Annotated in this window: 25 protein-coding genes; 8 read left to right on the top strand and 17 right to left on the bottom strand. The window is 45.2% G+C overall.

Going from position 1 to position 22,227, the window contains the following annotated elements:
• Positions 1-24: 24 nt before the first annotated feature.
• Positions 25-1,314 (bottom strand): phosphatase PAP2/dual specificity phosphatase family protein, encoded by a 1,290-nt coding sequence (locus tag DK430_RS05445; protein ID WP_109078084.1) that lies wholly within the window; start codon positions 1,312-1,314, stop codon positions 25-27.
• Between the two features lie 7 nt (positions 1,315-1,321).
• Positions 1,322-3,061, bottom strand: a complete 1,740-nt coding sequence (locus tag DK430_RS05440; RefSeq protein ID WP_109078083.1) for a bifunctional alpha/beta hydrolase/class I SAM-dependent methyltransferase — start codon at positions 3,059-3,061, stop codon at positions 1,322-1,324.
• A gap of 245 nt (positions 3,062-3,306) precedes the next feature.
• Here DK430_RS05440 and asd point away from each other — a divergent pair, with 245 nt between their 5' ends.
• Both asd and bamJ read left to right on the top strand, forming a co-directional pair.
• Positions 3,307-4,176 (top strand): archaetidylserine decarboxylase, encoded by an 870-nt coding sequence (asd, locus tag DK430_RS05435; protein ID WP_162616813.1) that lies wholly within the window; start codon positions 3,307-3,309, stop codon positions 4,174-4,176.
• A 25-nt stretch (positions 4,177-4,201) separates the two neighbouring features.
• A complete protein-coding gene (gene bamJ / locus DK430_RS05430; RefSeq protein ID WP_109078081.1) occupies positions 4,202-4,834 on the top strand; it encodes a BamJ family beta-barrel-assembly machinery protein in 633 nt (210 codons plus the stop codon).
• A gap of 52 nt (positions 4,835-4,886) precedes the next feature.
• On the opposite strand, the gene proB is transcribed toward bamJ, so the two are convergent.
• Complete coding sequence (gene proB, locus DK430_RS05425; RefSeq protein ID WP_109078080.1) at positions 4,887-5,993, bottom strand: glutamate 5-kinase; 1,107 nt, start codon at positions 5,991-5,993, stop codon at positions 4,887-4,889.
• A gap of 161 nt (positions 5,994-6,154) precedes the next feature.
• Between proB and DK430_RS05420 the strand changes: the two genes are divergently transcribed.
• From DK430_RS05420 to folA, 3 genes are read left to right on the top strand one after another with little or no spacing between them, the layout of a single operon-like run.
• The gene (locus DK430_RS05420; protein WP_109078079.1) at positions 6,155-6,937 is read left to right on the top strand and encodes a threonine/serine exporter family protein; all 783 of its coding nucleotides are present in this window, start codon (positions 6,155-6,157) and stop codon (positions 6,935-6,937) included.
• A 1-nt stretch (position 6,938) separates the two neighbouring features.
• Positions 6,939-7,403 carry a threonine/serine exporter family protein gene (locus tag DK430_RS05415; protein WP_109078078.1) on the top strand — a complete coding sequence of 155 codons (465 nt, stop codon included), beginning with the start codon at positions 6,939-6,941 and terminating at the stop codon, positions 7,401-7,403.
• Between the two features lie 39 nt (positions 7,404-7,442).
• A complete protein-coding gene (gene folA / locus DK430_RS05410; RefSeq protein WP_109078077.1) occupies positions 7,443-7,928 on the top strand; it encodes a type 3 dihydrofolate reductase in 486 nt (161 codons plus the stop codon).
• Positions 7,929-8,064: 136 nt separating this feature from the next.
• Here the strand turns inward: folA and DK430_RS05405 are convergent, their stop codons facing one another.
• A complete protein-coding gene (locus DK430_RS05405; RefSeq protein ID WP_162616812.1) occupies positions 8,065-8,559 on the bottom strand; it encodes a hypothetical protein in 495 nt (164 codons plus the stop codon).
• 201 nt (positions 8,560-8,760) lie between these two features.
• On the opposite strand from DK430_RS05405, the gene DK430_RS05400 reads away from it, so the two are divergent.
• Both DK430_RS05400 and DK430_RS05395 read left to right on the top strand, forming a co-directional pair.
• Complete coding sequence (locus DK430_RS05400; RefSeq protein WP_109078075.1) at positions 8,761-9,549, top strand: DUF7821 domain-containing protein; 789 nt, start codon at positions 8,761-8,763, stop codon at positions 9,547-9,549.
• A 2-nt stretch (positions 9,550-9,551) separates the two neighbouring features.
• On the top strand, positions 9,552-10,073 hold the full coding sequence (locus DK430_RS05395; RefSeq protein WP_109078074.1) for a DUF6630 family protein: 522 nt from the start codon (positions 9,552-9,554) through the stop codon (positions 10,071-10,073).
• 52 nt (positions 10,074-10,125) lie between these two features.
• Here the strand turns inward: DK430_RS05395 and paeA are convergent, their stop codons facing one another.
• From paeA to glnB, 8 genes are all read right to left on the bottom strand, one after another.
• A complete protein-coding gene (paeA, locus tag DK430_RS05390; RefSeq protein ID WP_109078223.1) occupies positions 10,126-11,439 on the bottom strand; it encodes a polyamine export protein PaeA in 1,314 nt (437 codons plus the stop codon).
• Positions 11,440-11,529: 90 nt separating this feature from the next.
• Positions 11,530-12,054: a DUF1523 family protein gene (locus DK430_RS05385; protein ID WP_109078073.1), complete on the bottom strand. Its 525-nt coding sequence runs from the start codon at positions 12,052-12,054 to the stop codon at positions 11,530-11,532.
• A 31-nt stretch (positions 12,055-12,085) separates the two neighbouring features.
• Positions 12,086-12,868, bottom strand: coding sequence for a TatD family hydrolase (locus DK430_RS05380; protein ID WP_109078072.1), 783 nt, complete (start codon positions 12,866-12,868; stop codon positions 12,086-12,088).
• A gap of 3 nt (positions 12,869-12,871) precedes the next feature.
• Positions 12,872-13,855, bottom strand: coding sequence for a DNA polymerase III subunit delta' (locus tag DK430_RS05375; protein WP_109078071.1), 984 nt, complete (start codon positions 13,853-13,855; stop codon positions 12,872-12,874).
• Positions 13,852-14,484 carry a dTMP kinase gene (tmk, locus tag DK430_RS05370; protein WP_162616811.1) on the bottom strand — a complete coding sequence of 211 codons (633 nt, stop codon included), beginning with the start codon at positions 14,482-14,484 and terminating at the stop codon, positions 13,852-13,854. Before tmk ends, DK430_RS05375 begins: the two co-directional genes overlap by 4 nt.
• A 1-nt stretch (position 14,485) precedes the next feature.
• A complete protein-coding gene (gene mltG, locus DK430_RS05365) occupies positions 14,486-15,529 on the bottom strand; it encodes an endolytic transglycosylase MltG (RefSeq protein ID WP_109078070.1) in 1,044 nt (347 codons plus the stop codon).
• 120 nt (positions 15,530-15,649) lie between these two features.
• Positions 15,650-16,705, bottom strand: coding sequence for an AI-2E family transporter (locus tag DK430_RS05360; protein WP_109078069.1), 1,056 nt, complete (start codon positions 16,703-16,705; stop codon positions 15,650-15,652).
• A 3-nt stretch (positions 16,706-16,708) separates the two neighbouring features.
• Positions 16,709-17,047: a nitrogen regulatory protein P-II gene (glnB, locus tag DK430_RS05355; protein ID WP_109078068.1), complete on the bottom strand. Its 339-nt coding sequence runs from the start codon at positions 17,045-17,047 to the stop codon at positions 16,709-16,711.
• A gap of 229 nt (positions 17,048-17,276) precedes the next feature.
• Between glnB and DK430_RS05350 the strand changes: the two genes are divergently transcribed.
• Positions 17,277-18,095 (top strand): pyridoxal phosphatase, encoded by an 819-nt coding sequence (locus DK430_RS05350; RefSeq protein ID WP_109078067.1) that lies wholly within the window; start codon positions 17,277-17,279, stop codon positions 18,093-18,095.
• Here the strand turns inward: DK430_RS05350 and DK430_RS05345 are convergent.
• From DK430_RS05345 to DK430_RS05335, 5 genes are all read right to left on the bottom strand, one after another.
• A complete protein-coding gene (locus tag DK430_RS05345) occupies positions 18,092-18,262 on the bottom strand; it encodes an IS3 family transposase (RefSeq protein WP_109078066.1) in 171 nt (56 codons plus the stop codon). The two genes, DK430_RS05350 and DK430_RS05345, sit on opposite strands and share 4 nt — an antisense overlap.
• A 7-nt stretch (positions 18,263-18,269) precedes the next feature.
• Entirely contained in the window at positions 18,270-18,455 is a 186-nt protein-coding gene (locus DK430_RS13165; protein WP_162616810.1) for a hypothetical protein, read from the bottom strand.
• 166 nt (positions 18,456-18,621) lie between these two features.
• Positions 18,622-18,765, bottom strand: a complete 144-nt coding sequence (locus tag DK430_RS13440; protein ID WP_343212221.1) for a hypothetical protein — start codon at positions 18,763-18,765, stop codon at positions 18,622-18,624.
• A 277-nt stretch (positions 18,766-19,042) separates the two neighbouring features.
• Positions 19,043-20,521 carry a surface lipoprotein assembly modifier gene (locus DK430_RS05340; protein ID WP_109078065.1) on the bottom strand — a complete coding sequence of 493 codons (1,479 nt, stop codon included), beginning with the start codon at positions 20,519-20,521 and terminating at the stop codon, positions 19,043-19,045.
• An 87-nt stretch (positions 20,522-20,608) separates the two neighbouring features.
• The gene (locus DK430_RS05335) at positions 20,609-22,135 is read right to left on the bottom strand and encodes a transferrin-binding protein-like solute binding protein (RefSeq protein ID WP_109078064.1); all 1,527 of its coding nucleotides are present in this window, start codon (positions 22,133-22,135) and stop codon (positions 20,609-20,611) included.
• Positions 22,136-22,227 lie beyond the last annotated feature (92 nt).

Here is a 22,227-nt window from a genome sequence, read left to right as displayed (position 1 = left end):
TCCTCCTAAAAGTGCGGTTGTTTTTCAGGGCGTTTTTTGCAGGAGTTGAATCGCATCCAACACCTTTTGCTCCGTTGCTGCGGGCAGTACCATATGCGGACGCGCAACGCGTAATTGTCGTAAGGCTTCGGTTAAATTTTCACAATCGCCATAAACCGCCAGCCAAACCAACATCGCAGCGGCACTGCGCCCATATCCTAAAGCACAGCAAACCAACACCGATTGACAAGTATTGTGCAAACGTTGTATTTCCTGTGCCGCCCGTGCAAGATCGCTCGATTCGGGCGGTACCATATCTAACAGCGGCACGGAAACATACTCCTTGGGCGGATTCATGCAGGGATATTCGGCACACAAATCCAGCACCGCCTCAAATTTTTCCGCTTGCGTAATGCTACCGATAAACACGCCCGGCAACACTTGCGACGCTTTCGGTTGATGTCGTAACCAATAGAAAATATTCAGTCTCACGCCGAGCAGATATGGTAACAACAAAAGGGTTGCAGCCATGCTATGTCTGCCGTTCACCTGCTTTTGAAACAGTATTGCTCCCGACCGGGCGTAAGCATACGCCACCAACAACAAAGCAACGCTTATCCAAATACACCAAAGATATACGCCGCCAAGCAATGCCGGCAAAAGAACGATGAGTGCGCCGGTGAAGTAATAGCAGGCGAGCTTAAGGCGAAATCTATCGGCTTTTTTGCCGCGTAACGGGCTAGCCCTATCATAAGGCAATGCCCAGAGAATCAAACAGCCCACCAACGCGCCGGTAGGCATATCAATAAAATGGTGTTGGTACGTCGTCAGCACGGATAGCGCAATTAAACCCAACCAAATGATCAAAGGAAAACGCCAGATTTTCGACAAATAGCACCAATAAAAAGTGCCGACGATCATCGTCAGAATAATATGTAACGACGGCGCTTGGTTATACGGTTGATCAAAGGTCGCCAAGGAAGTAAACAACAGCCCCGAAAGTCCGTCCGCAGGCGGCTTTTGCCAACTAAATTGCAACGGAAACAGAAGAAAACAGCTAACGGCTATCAATTGTGCCGCCAATAACTGCGCCACATAACGCCGTAATTCCCGCTCGTCACGCGCCAGAAAAAACGCCAGTGCATACATGACATTGAGCGACCAATAAGGCACTATCGTCCACGCCCAAAAAGGAATATTGCTTTCCCAAGCAAAGGCGATTTCCGCCACATTTTCCCGCTGGGCGCTAAACCAGTTACTGAAGCCGTAAGTGGCATAGAACAGCACACCCACGGCAGCTAAATAAGCAAGCCGATGCCAAACCGTTTTTTTCATAGGCAGCCTATTTTTTCAGCGCCAAACTCACGGTAAAAATGCCGTCTTCATCAATCCATTGATGGATTTTCTCAAACCCGGCTTTTTCCACCAGTTGATCCATTTCCTGCTGGCTACGGCGACGCATGACCCAATCGGGGCTGCCGGCTTTATGGCTGGTTAAACAACGGGCAATAAGCTCCAGTTGCGGATGCCAAGGCTGCCCCGTATAAATTAGATAGCCGCCCGTTTCAATGGCATCGCCGAAACCGTATAAAGAATGCATGATCAAATCGTTGTCGGCAAACAGTTCATGCAACCCCGACACGATCCCCAGCGTCGGGCGCGGATCAAGATTTTGGTAATTATTGCGATCGTAAGCATTCACTTGATCAAAACTGACCACCTCTTGTAACCGACGTTCTTCAATCAGCTTATGTCCCGCTTCTACGTTAATCGGGCTGTAATCACGCAACCGTACGGAATCGGGCAGCTTGTCCGCAGTTAATGCATCCAGCACATAACGCCCGTGCCCTGAAGCGATGTCCAGAACATGCACGGGTTTGCCCGCTGCGCGTAATTTTTCCATTGCCAGCTTAATCGCCTTGCCGATATTCACTTTACGCTGACGAATGCCGCGCCAACCGATGGCATTTAAGTAATTCTTATCCACTAATACACCGAATTTATTGGTGCCTTGCGGTTGGTTACGATACACATAATCCAGCGTGCTGCCGGAATCATAGCCGGTTTCCTTACCGATTTTCAGCCCCTCGCTCCAATTTGCGCCAAGTTTCATCAAGCTTCGATAAGCCGCCCAAAACGCGCCGCGCAGGCTAAAAGGCGAAAGCGGTGTTGCCAGTTCATCAGCCTCAATACGGCTGGCACTATGAATATGCGCGTTGGTCACATCCACGCTTTGTAGCGGCTCGGCAAAACGCTGACGAATGAAACGACGTATTTCTGTAAACGCCAGCTCCCGATTTTCTTCGCCCAACGTATCGTGATAAAAACCGGGCAGCACATGACGTTCTTTAATGTGGCTGCCCAAGTGATTATAAAAATCATGTTGCGGTTTGTGATGCACCACCCAGTCGCTGCCGGAAATCAATAACTGAATCGGTGTAGTAATCGCCTGTGCGTCCGCCACCACGCGATCCGCCGCTTCATATAAACCGAGCAAAATGCGCACGGAAATGGCACGGGCAATGAGTTTATCGTTATTGTAACTGTCCTGACGGGCTTTATTATGGGTGAGGTAATGGGCTTTCACATAGCTGTTGACGAAGAAATTACCGCGCAGACGGTACATCAGCTTCAACCCCGCGCGGGCAAAAGGTACATACAGTTTCACTTTAAAGGCGGGCGACGCCAACACCGCACAACGAATTTTCGGCGCATAATCATGTAACCAGGAGGAAACCAACACCGCCCCCACACTTTGCGCGATTACGCAGATATTTTCCGCCTTAATGCCGTATTCCCGTTCAATATGCTGCATAAACGCCTGAATATCGGCAACGGAAGTGCCCAAACTCGGGCTGTCGCCGCGCTCTCCCGGGCTTAAGCCGTGTCCGCGCGCATCCCAGGCAAAATAAGCGAAATCTTCAAAACCGAGTTCATCCGCCACAAACATCATGCGTCCGGAATGTTCGTGTCCGCGATGAAACAGCACAATCGCCTTATCACAACTGCCGTCTTTTGCCGGACGATAACGATAAAAAAGCTCGGTATCATCACTACCGCGAAAATATTTTTCTTGTTCCATAGTTGCTTCCTTCTTATTAGGTTAAAAGTGCGGTGGAAATTTTGGGTATTTTTCCCGTCGATTATACTCAACATCACCGTTGCTAAGCATTGCGAATGCGATGCATTTTTGTCGATTTTGTCACAAAATCGGAAAATTTTCCCCCTAGCCGTACCAAACGCACAAAAAGGCTCGTCATTGCACAAGCCGAATAAGTTGTTATAATCACCCCTCATTCATTTAATTTTGTAGAAAAAATAACCATTATGAATAAATTTAGCTATTGGCAACGTCTGAAAGTTGCTTTTCAATACGTTATGCCGCAACTGTCTCTCACCCAACTGGCGGGCTGGTTCGCCAAACAAAAATGGGGCGCAGTGACGCATTTTGTGATCAAACTCTTCGCCAAGAAATACAACGTGGACATGAGCGAAGCGAAAAAACAACACTTCAGTGACTACGAAAGTTTCAACCAATTTTTTATTCGTGAACTGAAAGACGACGCACGAAAAATAACGGAAAATCCTACCGCACTTTGCTTGCCGGCAGACGGCCGCGTAAGCCAAATCGGACACATTGAAGACGACTTATTATTACAAGCCAAAGGGCATTTTTTCAGCCTGTCCGATTTGTTGGCGGGCGATGAAGAATTAGTCAACACCTTTAAAAACGGCGAGTTCGCCACTATCTACTTATCACCGCGCGACTATCACCGCGTGCACATGCCGTGTGACGCCACTTTGCGTAAAATGATTTATGTGCCGGGCGATTTGTTCTCCGTGAATCCGTTCTTGGCAGAACATGTGCCGAATTTGTTTGCCCGCAACGAGCGGGTAATTTGCCTGTTCGATACGGAATTCGGCCCGATGGTGCAAATTCTGGTAGGCGCCACCATCACCGCCAGCATGAGCACCGTATGGGCGGGCGTAATTAATCCGCCGCGCGCCAATGAAGTGAAAGTGTGGACTTACCAAGGGGAAAACGCGGTGAAATTAACCAAAGGTCAGGAAATGGGCGCGTTCCAATTAGGCTCTACGGTCATTAACTTATTCCCTGCCGATCGCGTGACATTAGCGGAACATTTACAGGTGGACGTGCCCGTAAGAATGGGTGAAATCCTCGCCACCATCAACTAGTTTTATCAACAGAAAGGAAAACAACATGACAGCAGAATTTTTCAATCAAGTGAAATTAGACGATACCCAAGCCAAAGGCAGCTACGGTATCGGTTTACAAATCGGTCAGCAATTATTGGAAAGCCAATTGGCAGTGAAAGCGGAAGCCGTGGCAAAAGGCATTTATGATGTATTAAATCAACAAACGCCGGCATTGGATTTCAACGAAATCAGCCAAGCGTTGCAACAGCTGCAACAACAAGCGGCGGAAGCGCAACAAGCGCAATTCAAAGAAATTGAAGCGGCAGGCAACGCTTTCTTAGAAGCCAACAAACAAAAAGACGGTGTGAAAGTTACCGACTCCGGCTTGCAATATGAAGTATTGGTTGAAGGCAACGGCAATATCCCTTCTCCAACGGACAAAGTCCGTGTACACTACACCGGCACGCTACCGGACGGCACCGTATTCGACAGCTCCGTCACACGCGGTCAACCGGCAGAATTCCCGGTCAACGGTGTCATCAAAGGTTGGGTGGAAGCCCTTTCCATGATGCCGGTGGGCTCCAAATGGCGTTTGGCGATTCCTCACGAACTGGCTTATGGCGAACGCGGTGCCGGTGCGGCAATTCCGCCATTCAGCCCGTTAGTGTTTGAAGTGGAATTATTGGATATTCTTTAATCCGACAAATCATCCGATAAAAACGGCGTTAGTGATAACGCCGTTTTTCTTTTTACAACACGATCATATCGTCCCGATGAATCGCTACCGCGCCGTATTCGTAGCCCAGCAGTTGCTCAATATCATGAGATTGTTTGCCTTTGATTAACGCCAACGCATCACTGTTATAGCGCGGCATACCAAGGGCGATGTCCTTGCCTTGCGCATTACGAATACGCACCACTTCGCCCCGCGAGAAACGCCCACTCACCTGAACAATCCCCGCCGGCAGCAAAGATTTATGCTGAATAAGCACCGCACTTTGCGCCCCGTCATCAATGGTCAGCACGCCGGCGGACGGTGCGGCGAAAAGCCATTGTTTGCGACTTTCCAAACAATCCGCCTGCACCGTGAATTTGGTGCCGATTGCTTGGTCATACGCCAAATCCACGATCACATTGGCTTGATTGCCCGGCGCGATAATGGTTTCGATGCCCGAACGGGTCGCCACGTCCGCCGCCGTAATTTTGGTGGACATACCTCCCGTGCCCAAATTCGTGCCGCTGCCGCCCGCGATAGCACGAATCTGATCGGTGATTTTCTCCACCACCGGAATCAGCTTCGCTTGCGGATTTTTGCGCGGATCGCTGTCAAACAAGCCTTGTTGATCGGTCAATAAATATAGCTGTTCCGCCTGCACCAAAATCGCCACCAGCGCCGATAAATTGTCATTATCGCCCACTTTAATTTCCGCCGTCGCCACGGCGTCATTTTCGTTAATCACGGGGATAATGTGATTGTCCAACAACGCGTGCAAGGTGTCGCGCGCATTCAGAAAACGCTCGCGATCTTCAATATCGGCACGGGTCAGCAACAGTTGCCCGATATGGATATCATAAATGGCGAACAACTTTTCCCAGGTTTGAATCAGCTGACTCTGCCCCACCGCCGCCAATAATTGTTTGGACGCTACGGTGGGCGGCAATGACGGGTGGTTTAAATAATGACGACCTGCGGCAATGGCGCCGGAAGTGACGATCACCAAGCGAAAGCCCGCCTGATGTAATTGCGCCAACTGGCGGACGATTTCCATCATATAGGCTAAATTCAGTTTCGGTGTGCCTTGTGTAAGCGTGCTGGTGCCGAATTTCACCACAATGGTTTTGTTATTCTGTTGCATACTGACTCCTCTCAAAAATGCGCTTAACTTAGCATAAATCCTGAAATTTATCCAAAAATCCCACCGCACTTTTAAGCCTATTTTAGGCTTATTCCATTAAGCGTTTTTTGTTCAATGGGAAAGATCTATAATACGTCTAGTTAATTTTAGGTAGATTCATCATGGAAACAAAAACTATCCCCGACTATCAGCGGGAAATCACGCGTTTATGCGTGCAAACGGCACTGTTGTTGCTGCAACATGGTGCGGAAAGCACCGTTGTGGCGCAAATGGCGCAACGGCTTGGGTTAGCGTTAGGGGTGGAAAGCGTCGAATGCGCCCTCACCGCCAACGCCGTTATTATCACCACCTTAGCGAACGGTCACTGTATTACCACTGCCCGCAAAAGCACCGATAAAGGTATTAATATGCAAATGGTGACGGACGTCCAGCGCATTGTGATATCCGCCGAACATAAAATCTACGATATTCACTTGGTGAAGAAAAAACTCGCACAACTCAAGCCGTTAAAATATAACCGCTATTTTGTGGTCTTGATGATCGGCTTATCCTGCGCCTCTTTTGCCCATTTATCGGGTGGCAATGCGTTGATTTCGCTCATTACCTTCTTAGCCGCATCCGTCGCCATGTTCGTGCGTCAGGAACTCTCCAAACGGCACTACAATCCGGTTATCGTATTCGCCGTCACCGCCTTCGTCGCCTCCCTCATCGCCGGCGTCAGCCTGAAATATCAGCTCGGCAACGATCCGCAAATTGCTTTAGCCTCCAGCGTGTTATTGTTGGTGCCGGGCTTTCCGTTAATCAATTCTCTGGCGGATATTTTAAAAGGTTATGTGAACATGGGCATCGGGCGCTGGACAATCGCCACCATTCTCACTTTCGGCGCCTGTCTCGGCATCGTCTTCGCCTTGAGCGTACTCAACATCACCACTTGGGGGCATTAAAATGGATTGGTTACTTTTATTACTGGATGATATGTTTTTCGCCGCCATCCCGGCGGTGGGCTTTGCCTTGGTGTTTAACGTACCGCCGAAAGCCTTGAAATATTGCGCCCTGCTCGGTGCGCTAGGGCACGTCACCCGCACCATTTTAATTCAGTGCGGCGTGCCCATCGTGTTCGCCACCTTGGTGGGCGCAGCACTCATCGGCTTTATCGGCGTGCATTTATCCCATCGCTATTTGGCGCACCCGAAAGTGTTCACCGTCGCCGCGATTATTCCCATGATCCCCGGCGTGCAGGCATATAAAGCGATGATCGCCATCGTGCAAATTCACCATTACGGCTTCTCCGACGCCTTATTTGAACAGATGATCGCTTCCTTCATCAGCACCACCTTTATTCTCGGCGCGCTGGTTTTCGGCTTGGCATTGCCCGGCTTACTGTTCTATCGGGAAAAACCTGTGGTATAGTAACCGCACTTTAACCCGTTAAATGCATTAGGAAAATACATGAGCTTAAGCCTGATTGTCGCCATGACGAAAAACCGTGTCATCGGCAAAGATAACCAAATGCCGTGGCACCTGCCCGCCGACCTCGCCTGGTTCCGCCAAAACACCACCGGCAAACCCGTCATCATGGGACGCAAAACCTTTGAAAGTATCGGACGCCCGCTCCCGAAACGCACCAACATCGTACTCTCGCGCCAACCTTTCGAGCATGACGGCGTGATTTGGAAAGACAGCTTGGAAAGTGCGGTGGATTTTGTGCGCGATTCGGACGAAATCATGCTTATCGGCGGCGGTCAGCTATTCAAACAATATTTACCCCAAGCCACCCGCCTTTACCTCACCGAAATCCAAACGGAACTGGACGGCGACACCTTCTTCCCGCAAATAGATTGGAATGACTGGCATCTCAAATTTGAACAACACCGCCCTGCCGACGAACAAAATCCTTATGATTGCCGTTTTTTGGTGTTGGTGCGGAAGGGATAGTTTTTGTGTAAAAGTGCGGTAGGTTTTAAGGATGTTTTTTATATTTAACATTTATAAAAACACGCGTCCTGCCCGATATAAAAAACACGAAAAAAAACGACCGCACTTTTAGCCAAAACAGTGCGGTCGTTGTGTTTTAAAGACTAATTTCCGGGTGATCGATAAACCAGTCGCTTAATTCTTTTGGTAATGGCGTAACCTGTTCTTCATCAATCTGCCGAATGAGCGATTTTACCTTGCTTTCACACTCGAAATGCTCAACCAATCTACCCGTTTTACGGCTTAAAATCTTCGCATTCACCTCAATGACGTCTTTCTCATCCGCTAAACCGACCTCTTCAAAAACATACCAATGATTGCCTTTTGGCACAATAAACTCACTGCCATTAGAAAAATGCGAAATATAGGCTTGTTCAAGGGGAATGTCCTGAAGATAGTATTTCACTTCGTGATGATATTCTTCGGGCTTTTCTGTTCCCGGGACTAATTTATCCGAATAAGTACGGGAAAAATAAATCCGGCTTGGTATTTCATCGGTTTTTTGCACGGAAAGATCTAATTCGGATTTATCCGCCAAAACACAGCTAAACAAACCCACCGATTGAATATCCGCTTGTGCAACGGGTGCCATAAATAATAGCGGTATCAAAAATGAAGCGGAAAATAATAGTTTACGCATAAACGCCCTTAATATTGGAATAGGCGATGAATTCTAGCACTGCGATTAAATTAAAAAAATACCTAAATAAAACACTTAGCTATTTCTAATGCTAAGAAAGTGCGGTAGGATTCGACGCTTATTTTTATGAAAATAATAAAGGAAAAAAATCAGATGCGACGTTTCGTTGTACTTGCCATCATTGCTTTTTTACTGGCGTTGCCGGTGACTTGGTTTTTAGGTATGCACCCCTTTCAATCCATATCGGATTGGGAAAGATGGGGCTATTGCGACGGAATGGAAAGCCTTGAGGCTTGCGCGGATAAAATCACCACCGCTTGGCTTTTCTGGCGAAAATTCCCTACGTTTTGGGGCGTGATAATGGGCGGTTTAACGCTGTTTTATATCAGCGGAAAACTGTTGGTTTGGACTATCAGGAAATTAATTATGCCGAAAGATGTTATCGTAGTTAATCAACAATTATCCAATATCGCCACTTATATGGATAAACTTGAGATAGTTAGTTTAGCGGTCAAAAATTACACATTTCTATCGAACATCAAAATCAATAAAATCAATTTTAGTAAAGATATATTTGAATGTTTTGAAGAAAATAAGGAATTATTTAACGGGCTGGATTTTGACGGCACACCTTATGATTTACAACAGCAATTCTTCGCTCTGGCAAATGCCGCGCCGATTAGCGAAGCGGAATTTAACCAAAATATCGGGTATGAAATCATGCATTTCAGCTTTTATTTTTATGCCGATAAAGAAACCCGAAAATCCGGCATTCACTCCTTTCCGGTAGATTTTATTGCCTACGCACCTTATGTAAATCAGCCTTACTTGCTATTTGATACGAAAAAACCTTATATACCACCGATTTTTTTGAAACCATTCTTTATGCCAAACCGCTTAATGAAAATGAGCCACGATTTACTCTATTTAAACAGGCGCTAAATGTGGTCAATAATTTCATTGAAAATGACGGAAAAGAAGAAGTTATTGACAAAAATGCCCGCTTTGATGAATTACTAACTTTATTGGAAAGCCCTAAATATATTGAGCCGGAATATCTTGCAGAAGCCAAACAACGTTATCAACGGTTTAATGAAGATCCTAAAAAACTTTTTGCCGAACTTGTTAGAAACGATTTTGCTTATGAAGAAGATGCCTTTGAAAATTCCGTCAAGCTTTTCTTTTTAAAGGTTTATTTCAACCATTATAACGATGACTGGAAAATAGACTACGAAGCCCTAAGTGATTTTATTTCGGCAAGCACAGGCAAACCTTTTGAGATTACCTTTGAAGAAGCTGAACACGAATTTGAACCGATTAAAGCCAAAGTCGAAAACGAAACGGATTACACCTTATTGGATGTTGACACCGGTGGCGATGAAACCCTTTTCTTAATTTGCCGAAAAGCAGCCGAATTTCGAGTGTTAGAAATTGCCCGTATGTTGGCATTCCCGATTGAGGGCTAAGAAATGGCAATGTGAATGTTCGCTTTACCAATGGTTACGAAGGGTGAATAAATCACCCCTCACTCTTCTCCGCCATCGCTAAATCCTTCCTAAACGACACCATCAGCTGATCGATTTTAAAATTCTCGGTGTCGATGATTTCAAATTTATAGCGGTCGTAGAGCACGAAATCGGTTTTTTTCGGGATTTTGCGTAGCATATACATCATAAAACCGGCGATGGTTTCATAATTTTCGTCGTGCGGGAAGGTTTCGATGTCCAACGCGCGTTTGACGTCTTCCAACGGCGTGGCGCCGTCCACCAGCCAGGAATCTTCGTCACGGCGGATAATTTGCTCTTCTTCGCTGGAAACCAGTTCGCCCATCACGATGCTCATCACGTCATTTAAGGTGACGATGCCGACCACCAAGGCGTATTCATTGACGATCACGGCAAAATCCTCGCCGGTGGATTTAAATAGCTCCAACACTTCATATAAAGATAACGTATCCGGCACGAACAACGGTTTGCGCAATAAACGGTTATCGGTGAGTTGCACCTGTTCTTCTTTGAGAAATAAGGTCAGCAAACTGTGGGATTCCACATAGCCTAGAATATGATCCAAGCCCTGATCGCAAATGAGCAGTTTGGAATGGGCGTTTTGGGTGAGGGTATCCAGCACCTGCTTACGGGTAAAAGTGCGGTCTAAAAAAATGATGTTTTCACGGGTGGTCATGGTAGAGGTGACCGTGCGTTGCTGCATATCGAAAATGTTCTCAATCAGATAATGCTCCTGTGCTTTTAACACGCCCGCTTCCGCGCCCGCATCTACCACCGCCACGATGTCTTCCGGCGTCATGCTTTCTTCGCGCACGGTGGAGACTTTGAACAGACGGAAAATGAAATTGGCGATGGAATCAAACACCCACACAATAGGTTTTAACAGGAAGATACAGATTTGCATAATCCGCACCGTACGCAGCGCCACCGTTTCAGGATTGGTCATTGCCAAACGTTTCGGCATTAAATCCGCAAGCAAAATAAAGGACGCAGTGACGATAAAAAACGCCAACCAGGACGCCGCGCTTTCCACCCAAGCGGCATCAGTATATTGATGAATAAAACTTTGTAAATGCACGCGAATGGTCGCTTCGCCGATCACCCCGCCCAACACGGCGACCATGTTCAAGCCGATTTGCACGACGGTGATAAATCGCCCCGGCTGTGCTTGTAATTTGAGCACCATGGCAGCCTTGACGTTGCCTTCGTTGACCATATTCTGCAATTTAATGCGTCTTGCGCCCGCCAGGGAAATTTCGGCGGCGGAAACCACGGCACTGATAATAATCAGCAGAATTAAAACTAAAATTGCGGTAAGTAAACTCATAACGTTCTCAATTCATTGATGTCAATAAAGAAAAAGTGCGGTCGTTTTTTAAAACGTTTTTCAACCGCACTTAAAAGAGAAAGGAAAAGGTTAGTTTTCGCTGTCGAACCAGCCGCGCACAAACTGCACGGAGAAGAATAAGGTGAACAGCAAAATCACATAGAAAATGTAGGCAAAAATCGGATGGCTTGGCGATTCACCTTCCGCCACGGCTTTCACGGATAAAGCATTCGGAAACTCGTTAAACATGGTAATACGCCAGCCGTAGTATTTCATTTGCACGGTTTTTTGTTCGTTGCCTAATGCTTGCGCTTCCGCCTGAAGGTTTGCCGAACCGAATTTGAAATAGAACGGAAAGCCCCAGCCGGTGTCTTCGTTGCGATACACCCGCACTTTGCCGTCGGGATGTTGGGTGTTGATGAAATACACGTCACGGGTCGGGCCATCCGCCGGGTTGGTTTTGGTAATCAAACCGTCTTTGTCCATACGCTTCACTTCTACACCGGTAACCTGCGTCACGTCATAGCGCGGGAAAACATAATGCACGGTGGCAAACAAAAACAGGTGAAACACAAAAATCACCGTAATGAAAAAATATTTAAAAAATTTACGCATTATTCCGTCCTTTTTCCAACTCGATTGAGCCTCATTGTACCTGAATTTTAAATAAACGCTCGAAGTTTTGCGTGGTGATTTGCGCCATCTCTTCCGCCGACACACCTTTCAACGCCGCCACGTATTCGCACACTTCGCGGGTGTAAGCCGGTTGGTTTTGTTTACCGCGATAAGGCACCGGCGCCAAATATGGCGAATCGGTTTCCACCAATAAACGATCTAACGGCAATTTACGCACCACATCGCGAATCTCCTCGGCATTTTTAAAGGTAATAATGCCGGAAATGGAAATATAAAAGCCCAGATCCAAGGCTTGTTTTGCCATGTCGTCGTTCTCCGTAAAACAATGCAAAACCCCACCGCACTTTTCCGCGTGATTGTCACGTAACATACGGATCGTGTCTTCGCGCGCCTCGCGGGTATGAATAATCACCGGTTTATTTAACTGATTGGCAACCTCAATCTGGCTGGCAAACACCGCCTGTTGCGCCGCTTTATTTTCCGCACTGTAATAATAATCCAGCCCGATTTCGCCGATGGCGACCACTTTCGGATCTTGCGCCAAACGCAGTAAACGCGCGGCATCATAAGGTTCTTCTTCAAAATCCAACGGGTGCACGCCGCACGCAAGAGAAACGTTGTCAAATTGCGCCAATGCCGGATAGGCTTTTTCAAAACGGCTCAAAGTCACGCCGATTGCCAGCAAATGCTTCACATCCCGCGCCTTGGCTTTCGCCACCACATCAGCGATATTTTCATGTAATTTTTCGTAATCCAAGGCATCCAAATGGCAATGGGAATCCACAATAAACATATCTTATCCTTCAAATACTTCGGTAATTAAACGGGTCAGCCCGTCCAGTAAAATCAACTCCAAATTCAACGTGGAATTCGCCGCCAAATCCGACCGCACTTTGCCGACAATTTGCGTCGCTTTTAACAACGCCTGCGCGGAAAGCCCTTGGCTAAATTGCACCACGCCGCGTTCAATATCCTGACAGATCCAATCTTCACGAATATTAAGTTTGTTTTTCAGACTATCGCTCAAAAACGCCGACAGCCAATCCAGTTGCTGCAACACAATCTCTTTATTAAAAAACGGCAATAATGCCAACGGCGAACAGCGACGATAAAACAACCAGAATTGGCGTAAAAATTCCCGTCGTTGTTCCAATAGATTTTGCTCCAACATAGCAAGCGCCAACAGCGGGCGACCATAATTCACGCGAAGTGCGGTTGAAATTTCCGACGTTTCTGCGGACGTCTGAGATTGCAACCACTGCACGGCAACCGCCGTTTCCGGCGGCAGAATATTCCACACCTGACAGCGGCTGTAAATGGTCGGCAACAAGGCTTTTTGCATATCGCATTGCAAAATAAAATAGGTATTCGGGCGGGGCTCTTCCAAGGTTTTCAAAATGGCGTTGGCGGCGGCTTCCGTTAAACGGTGCGCCTGTTCGATATAAATCACCTTATTGCCGTTTTGTTGCGCGTGCTGAGTCGCTTGTTCGTTCATGGCGCGAATTTGATCCACACCGATGTCTTTGTTTTCAATGGACGCAATAAGATGAAAATCCGGGTGACTGGAGGCCTGCATTAAATGACAAGCATGGCACGTACCGCAAGGCGCCGCGCCCTTCGGCGTTAAGCACATCAAACGTTGTGCCAAAAGGGTACAAAGCTGCTCCGCTCCCAAACCGTTATCGGCACGAATCAGCAGGGCATGATGCCCTAAGGCCTCCTCAAAAGCCTGAGTGATTTTCTGATAAACGGGGGAAAGCCAGGGGTATAAAGACGTCATTTTGACAGCGAAATCCACCAATTTTTGACCGCACTTTGGATGTCCGCCTGCACCTTCTCAACAGGCTGCTCCGCATTAATCATGACCGCCTTCGGATTGTCTTTCACCAATTCCAGATAACGGGCGCGGGTGCGGTGGAAAAAATCCAAATTTTGCTGTTCGATACGATCCAGTTCGCCGCGTCCGCGAGCGCGTGCCAAACCGACGGTGGGATCGATGTCCAGATACAGGGTTAAATCCGGTTCAAAATCGTCCAATACGGTTTGCTTTAAATTACTTAGAAAGGCATGACCTAACTGACGACCGCCGCCTTGATATGCCTGCGAGGACATATCATGTCGATCACCGACAACCCATTTACCTTGCGCCAACGCAGGCTTGATGACATTTTCCACCAACTGCACGCGCGCCGCATAAAGCATGAGTAACTCCGCTTTATCAGTCACCGGCTCTTCATTTTCATGTTTGATGAGCTGACGGAGTTTTTCCGCTAAAGGCGTACCGCCCGGCTCGCGGGTGAAAATGACATTTTGAATACCCAGTTCTTTTAGGGTATCCACGACACATTGGTGGGCGGTGCTTTTGCCCGCGCCCTCCAAGCCTTCAATGACAATAAATTTGCCTGCCATATTATTTTCCGTTTTGTTGGCGATACCAGCGTAAATAGTCTTGCACCGCTTTGTTATGTTCATTTAGGTTGCGGCTGAATTTGTGACCGCCCGTGCCGTCCGCCACAAAATAATAAAAGTCCGTTTGTGCCGGGTGCGCTACCGCCTGTAACGCGCTTTCGCTCGGCATGGCGATCGGTGTCGGCGGTAAGCCGTCAATCACATAGGTGTTATAAGGTGTCGGTGCTTCTAAATCTTTTTTACGAATATTGCCGTTGTAGTCATCACCCATGCCATAAATCACCGTCGGGTCGGTTTGCAGTTTCATTTTAGCTTTTAAGCGATTAATAAACACCGACGCCACCTGTGGGCGTTCCGACGCGATACCGGTTTCCTTTTCCACAATAGAAGCGAGAATCAACATTTCGTAAGGGTTCGCCAACGGCAGATCTTTATCACGCCCGTTCCACGCTTTATCCAAGGCTTTTTTCATGCGTTCTGCGGAACGTTGTAAGAGTTCCAAATCGGTGGAATTCGGCGTGTAATTATAGGTGTCGGGATACAACCAGCCTTCGATTTTCAGCCATTCATACACCTCTTTCGAAGCTTCCGGAATCGCCAGTAAATGAAAAATCTCCTGCTCGGATTTGTCTTTTAAGGTCTGTTTTAAGTGCGGTGCGTTTTCAAGGCGTTTTCGCCAGGTTTTGAAAGTATTACCTTCGATGAATTGCACGTTAAACTGCGCCTCTTTGCCGGAATTCAGCAGTTTCAGCAAATCCTCCACGGTTTTAACGTTATCTAACGCGTAAGTGCCCGCTTTCACTTTGTTAAATTCAGGATGAATTTTTAACACCCAAGGCAATAAGGCGGCATTGTCTAAAATGTGCTCTTGTTCCAGCAATGTCACCAGCTTATTGCCCGTGGTGCCGCGCTCCACCGTGAGTAATTGATCTTTTTGTACATTCACCGGTTGTTGTACAAATTGTTGCAACTGTTGGTATCCCCAAAATCCGGCGGCGGCAAAAAGCACGAGTAAGAATAAAAGAAATAAACAAAATTTTTTCATAAGCGTTATCGTAAGGTAATGAAATGGTTTGTCAAAATCATGACAAAAAGTGGCGGGATTATAGCATAAGATCGCCTATTTAAGAAAATGAGCCTTGCCGCAACAAGGCTCTATTTAGCATTATTCTTTTTCGGTGGGGTTATCCGAATCGCCGAGTAACAGCGCATATTTCGCCGTTGTCGCGCCGGCTTCCAAGGCAATTTTTAGTGCCATAGTCAACGGCACGGACAGCAACATCCCCACCGTGCCGAGCAACCATCCCCAGAATAATAAAGACAGGAACACCACCAAGGTAGAAAGCCCCAGTTTTTTGCCCATCAGACGAGGCTCCAGCACATTACCAATCACCATGTTAATGGCGACCACGCCGATAATCACCTCTAACCCCACCACAAATCCGTTCAGCAACAAGGCTTGAACGATAATCGGAATAGCGGCGATAATGGAACCGATGTTCGGAATATAATTGAGCAGGAAACTCAAAGTCGCCCATAAAATCGGGTATTGCACGCCGAGAATTTCCAGCAACAACCAAATGCACACGCCGGTGAGCAAGCTCATCATGGTTTTCACGCCGAGATAGCTGATCACACCTTGCAACATGCGATCCAAATAACGTTCCTGCTGCCCGATTTCATTGGCGTTGCTGCTCAGCACCACAGCAAATTTATGTTTGGCATAAGGCGCTTCCAACAACATAAAAATGACCACTAACAGTAGCACGAACGTATTCGTCACAACGCCGGAAAAACTCAGGAAGACGCGGCGCACAAAATTCATGATCACGCTCGGGTCGAAATTCTCCATAATACTTTTTTCGGAAATATCCAACGGGATTTTCATGCTTTGTGCAAACGCAACCAAACTATTCACACGTTCGCCCAATAATTGGCGATATTGCGGGATAGATTGGCTAAATTCCTGGATCGTGTTGTTAATTAATCCGAACAGGAAGAAAAACACGATTAAAATAAATACCAATAATAAACCGATGGCAAGCCCGTAAGGCACTTTTTTCTTGGTTAGATAATTCAGCGACGGCGAACAAATAATCGCAATAAATAGCGACAACAAAAACGGCACCACAATTTCCGATGCGGCTTTCACACCGGCTAAAATAATCACGATGGAAGCCGCCGCTACCAAGGCTTTTACTAAAGAAGACTGATTTTCCATCAATTAAATTGCATCCTCGTTTTCTTCACCGGTGCGGATACGAATCACCCGTTCCACCTCATACACAAAAATCTTGCCGTCGCCGATTTTGCCCGTTTGCGCCGTCTCAATAATAGCGTCCAGACATTGTTCCAACAAATCGTCCGGCACCACAATCTCCATTTTCACTTTCGGCAAAAAATCCACCATATATTCGGCGCCGCGATACAATTCCGTATGCCCTTTTTGTCGCCCGAAACCGCGCACTTCGGTCACCGTCATGCCGGTAATACCGATGTCGGACAAGGCTTCGCGCACATCGTCCAGTTTAAACGGTTTAATGATCGCTTCGATTTTTTTCATTCTTCTTGCTCCTAAAAATCCTCGTTAAAAAGCAGGCTGCTATGAGCGCAGACTTTATCAGATCTTGCCCGTGAAGAACACCGGAAACCATAAAAACACCGCAAAAAATGACCGCACTTTTACGCCGCCACGCCTAAAACGAGGAACAAAAGTGCGGTAGTTTTTTCACGCACTTCGCTCTATACTACGGCAATCCATTCGTTTCACATTTCTCTACAAAGGACATCTTATGGCATACCAAGTTATTGCATTTGATCTCGACGGCACGCTGTTAAACAGCCAAGGCAACATCCTCCCCGCCAATAAACGCGCTATACAACGTGCGCGCGAACAAGGCATCAAAATAGTTTTCGTGACCGGACGCCACCACACCGCCGTGAAGCCGTATTATCACGAAGTGAATTTGGACACGCCGATTATTTGCTGTAACGGGACTTATCTTTACTATCCGCAAACCGATGAAATCAAATTCGCTAACCCGCTTTCTGCCGAACAATGCCATAAAGTCATTGACATCGCGAACCGATTCGACACCCATTTGCTAATGTATAGCCGCGACGCCATGAATTACACCCGCTTAAATCCGCACATGGAAAAATTCACCCAATGGGTCATGAGTTGTCCGCCGGAAGTGCGCCCGAATGTATGCAAAGTAAATGATTTCAAAGAAATTATAGATAATCCAAAGGAAAATATTTGGAAATTCGTCATTAGCTCCCCCGACCGCCAAGCCATGGAAAGTGCGGTCAACTCCCTGCCCAAATCGGAATTTAGCTGCGAATGGTCATGGATCGATCGCGTCGATGTCGCCAATAACGGCAACAGCAAAGGCGGACGTTTACTGGATTTGCTGAAATTATGGGACATCGACCCGCAAAACGTCATCGCCTTCGGTGATAACCACAACGACATCAGCATGATCACCTCCGTCGGGTTAGGCATCGCCATGGGCAATGCGGAAGAGGCAGTAAAAGCCAAAGCAAAACGGGCTATCGGATCGAATGATGAAGACAGCATCGCGCAGTTGATTGGAGAGATGCTTGATTAGATGAAAAACGGTATTCCGTTGTGGTGACAGATGTAATGTGTTAAACACATTTGTTTCGCTTCAAACATCATCGGTGATAAATTCCCCAATGTTGAATGAAGCCGTTTCGGATTGTAAAAATCCTCAATATATTCTGTAATACCCAGTAGTGCGGCAGTTTTGGTCACGTAATTCTCAAATTGTTAATTTAACCAATTCTCCAAAGAATTTGGTCGATTTACCGTAAAACTTCAGCGGATAACAGGGTTTTAGCTGTAATTCCGTCATCAGTTTACGGGTATTATATCGCCCGATTTCCCAACCTATCTGCCATAACGTCAAACTTAATCGACGTAAGCCGTAAGCTTGTCCACTTTCCAAAAATAGACGGGTGATTTCCACCTGAATACTTAATAGGATCCAATTCGATTTGGTTTGCTTCCAACGGAAAAGAGTTGAGCGGCGAATGTCAAAACAACGTCCGACTTGTTGAGAATAAGCGCCTTCTTAATGAAACTTCAAAGCCAAACGTTTTATTGTTTGTCTATCAAGAAGGCGAGACCTTTTTTAGCAACACGTTATCACTGCACAGCTGTTCATTTTCAGCCCGTAGACGTTGAATTTCCCGTTGCTCGGCTATAATGGTAGGTTGTTTAGGGGGAGAACCTTGTTGTTCATTGAGATACTGAATCCGCCAATGCTGTAGTGCCGATGTGCTAACCTACATTATTTTGCTGATTTGAGAGAGTGTGTGATTTTGTTTAAGCACTAAATCAATGCATTGTGGTGAATTGTGGACTAAAGAGTTTGGTCATGCTGTTTCCTTCTGCTGGTTTTAATGGGTTTATCAAACTGTCTTTGAGGTGTTGCAGAAAGTTAAGTTGTTACAAATTAGACCCACCGTTAGATTGTAACAAAAAGAGTGATAATACAAATGATTACCACTCTATGCATGTAAATTGAATTTTTTAGAATGTTTTGCTGATCTCTATGAATGTTTGATTTTTATCATAACTGTAAAGCGGAATGTTACTCTTAGTTTTAGTGTAAGTCCAAGTCAAACGAGGTGTAAATCCACCATAGTGAATTTTTTTATGCCATATAGAGATAGAGCCATTATATTCATTATTCTCTTGTTTTCCTAAAAAAGAGGCTTCTTTATAATCTCTTTTAGCAATACCTAAAGAGGTATTAGTAGAAATACCTAGTGGCCATTCTTGTCCCCACCCTAATCTCACCCCCTTTCTCAGAAATGAATTACTTTTATCTCTTGCATTTTTTGTCATCAAATCGAAAGATAATGACCAATATTGAGTTGGACCAGGCACATACATTATGCTATTACTCACTAAATGCGTTCCACCTTGATATTGGGATGCGTAACTTTCTTGGTAATATTTTTCATATCCATAATCGTAGTAGAACGAATACTTAAAGTTTTGATTTAACCAATAAGATGATGAAAGTGATATACCATAGGTATTATAATATTGCTTCAGACTCTCTGAGGCATTCACTCCCCCTGAATACCAGCGCTTATTCACGTAAGGTAGTAATTCTATGTTAAAGCGGGCATCAGAATATCCTAGACCAAGACCAAACATACCCGTTAACTCATTATATTTTTTATTATTCCAGTAATATTTGGTATTAATTCCAGTATTCAATACAATGTAACTTCCTCCTGATAATGCCCACTGTTTATTAGCTCCAAGAGAAATACCTACGCCATTACCTTTCTGACGCGGAGTTCGATAAACTGCAGTATTACCATTAGGTAAAACAATGACTGTACCTTCTTTTGCAGAATTACTTAAGTTTTTATCATTAAGATAAGTTAAACCAAAAGAATAAGTCCATTGGCTTTTTTCATTAATTGCTTTGATAAATTGATCGAAAACTTCTCTATCCTGCATTGACACACTGTCTGCTGCTCTTAGTTTTTCAAATTGATTTTTTGATGCATCAAATTCCTGATTAAAAAATAAAACTCTAGCTAACTGGAAACGAATAAAATTATTTTCTGGAAAATTAGCAAGAAGTTTTCTATATTCTGCAACCGAATCATTTAGATTCGTATCAGTTAATAAGATTGCATTTCCCCATTCGATTAGAGATTCATCCCTATTAGGGACGCGTTTATATAAAGCTATAAGTGTAGGAATTACTTGTTTATTTGTATTAACAAGCGATTCTACAAGAATTTTTTCTAACACCTCTGGATGCTCAGTTAAGTATTTCCCTGTAAAACGTATGTAATCATCCTTATGGTTTGTATTTGATCCTTCTAAACTTTGTTTATTTAAAAGCGCTTTTTGCAATGTTTGTTGCTCTGTTTTAATTACTTGATTAAGTTTTGCTTGATCATGATCATTTTGTTCATTGGCATAAACATACTGCTGTGTAAGCAATGAAAATACAATGCCATAAAGAAGAGATTGTTTCATGTTATGTCCCTAATTTAGCTTCTAAAAATTAAAACAGCCCACGCAGTGCAGGCTGTTTTTTAGTATTTAAATTTCAAACTTATGAAATTATTTTACTTGACCAGCTGTATTTTCATCAGCACGAGCCGCCCAAGGTTTGTTGCGGATAGGTTCTTGAGTTACGACTGGATCAGTTACGTATGCTTTTGCACCAAATACAGCACCCCATTGTGTTACAGTAGTATCAGCATTTTTATTACCTGCAACGTTACCACCTAACTCAGTGGCTTGAGAACCAAATAAAGTTGCATTGAATGAGCCTGCTTTATTTGCACTGTCATAGGCTAATTCAGAGTTACCTGCAATGTTACCGTAGTTATCTAATTTACCGTTGAAGTTAACTAAGTTAACGTCGAAATCAGTATTTTTGTTATCACTCCAAGTGTTATAGATAGAACCAGTAACATTTTTGTTATCTAAGTTAACTTTTGCAATAACATGGTAACCACTTTTAAGTGTAGGATCAGCTTCTTTTACTACACCGATAGCATTTGGAGCATCAGTTTTCTTCGCTTCAACTACACCACGGTAGTTATTATCTAAACCGTAAGCTACTGCATGACCATGATATTCAAGCTCACCAGAAAGTTTAGCTAATTCAGCACCGGTAGTATTGTTTAAACCACGATAGAAGTAAGAGTTCTCGGTACCTTCTTCGCCATAGTGAGCAAAACCAATAACATTACTTGTTACGTTACTGTTTTGATCATCCAATAAACCTTTTTTGAATACGTTTAAATCGTTCTCTGTAAGGTTGTGTAATTTAGTTGTTACACGACCGTATTGGACAAAACGTAATTGACCATCTTGTTTAGAGGCTAATTTATTAGTTTCTTTTACTAATGGTAAATTATTTGCGTTGTTATCTTCTAAGTTACCATTTGTAGCTTCTCTAGAGTTAGTTCTCAAGCCGTAAACTTCTGCTAATGTATCCTTGCCTTCTACACGATTATTAAGATCTGCACGGTCAAAATATTTAACACGATCTTTTTCGTAAACTAAAGCAGTACCGCTTTCTGTACCTCGTGTATTAGTTTTGGTGCGGGTTTCTGCACGTGAAACACCATTAGTTGTATTACGTTCTGTTGAGTCGTCGTAAACACCTGTTAGGGTGAATGTACCATTTTGAGCTGTATTACCTACAAATTGGAAATCTTCAACATAAGCGATTGCTTTAGACTCAGCTCCATCATGTGGATAAGCTACAACGATAGTATCTAAACGAGGGTCTAAATCTTGAACAGTCATTGCTAACGGTTTAGATTGAGTAGAGTCAGTTTTATCTGCATTTACTGTATTTACGATAAAATCAGATTTTTCTCTTTTAGAAAGCAAATAACCTGGGTTGGATTCGCGAGTAGTTGTTTGAGCTGCTTTGTCAGCTGCTGCTTTTTCTGCAGCAGCTTTAGCAGCCGCTTCTTGAGCTGCTTGTTGTTGAGCTGCTTGCTGTTGAGCTTGTTGTTCAGCCGCTGCTTTAGCTGCTGAATCATCACCACCGCCACTTGAACCACAAGCCGCTAGTACCGCTGAACAGATTAATGTTAGACTGAATTTAACAAGTTTGTTATTTTTCATAGTTTAGTAACCTTTTTGACATCCTCCCCGCCCTAAAGGACGGGGATTCCTACTAGCTCCCCCGCTTTGCGTGGGCTACTCTCGGTGGGTTC

This window comes from Aggregatibacter kilianii (assembly GCF_003129965.1).
Lineage (GTDB): Bacteria > Pseudomonadota > Gammaproteobacteria > Enterobacterales > Pasteurellaceae > Aggregatibacter > Aggregatibacter kilianii_A.
This window is presented reverse-complemented; position numbering and strand designations above follow the sequence as displayed.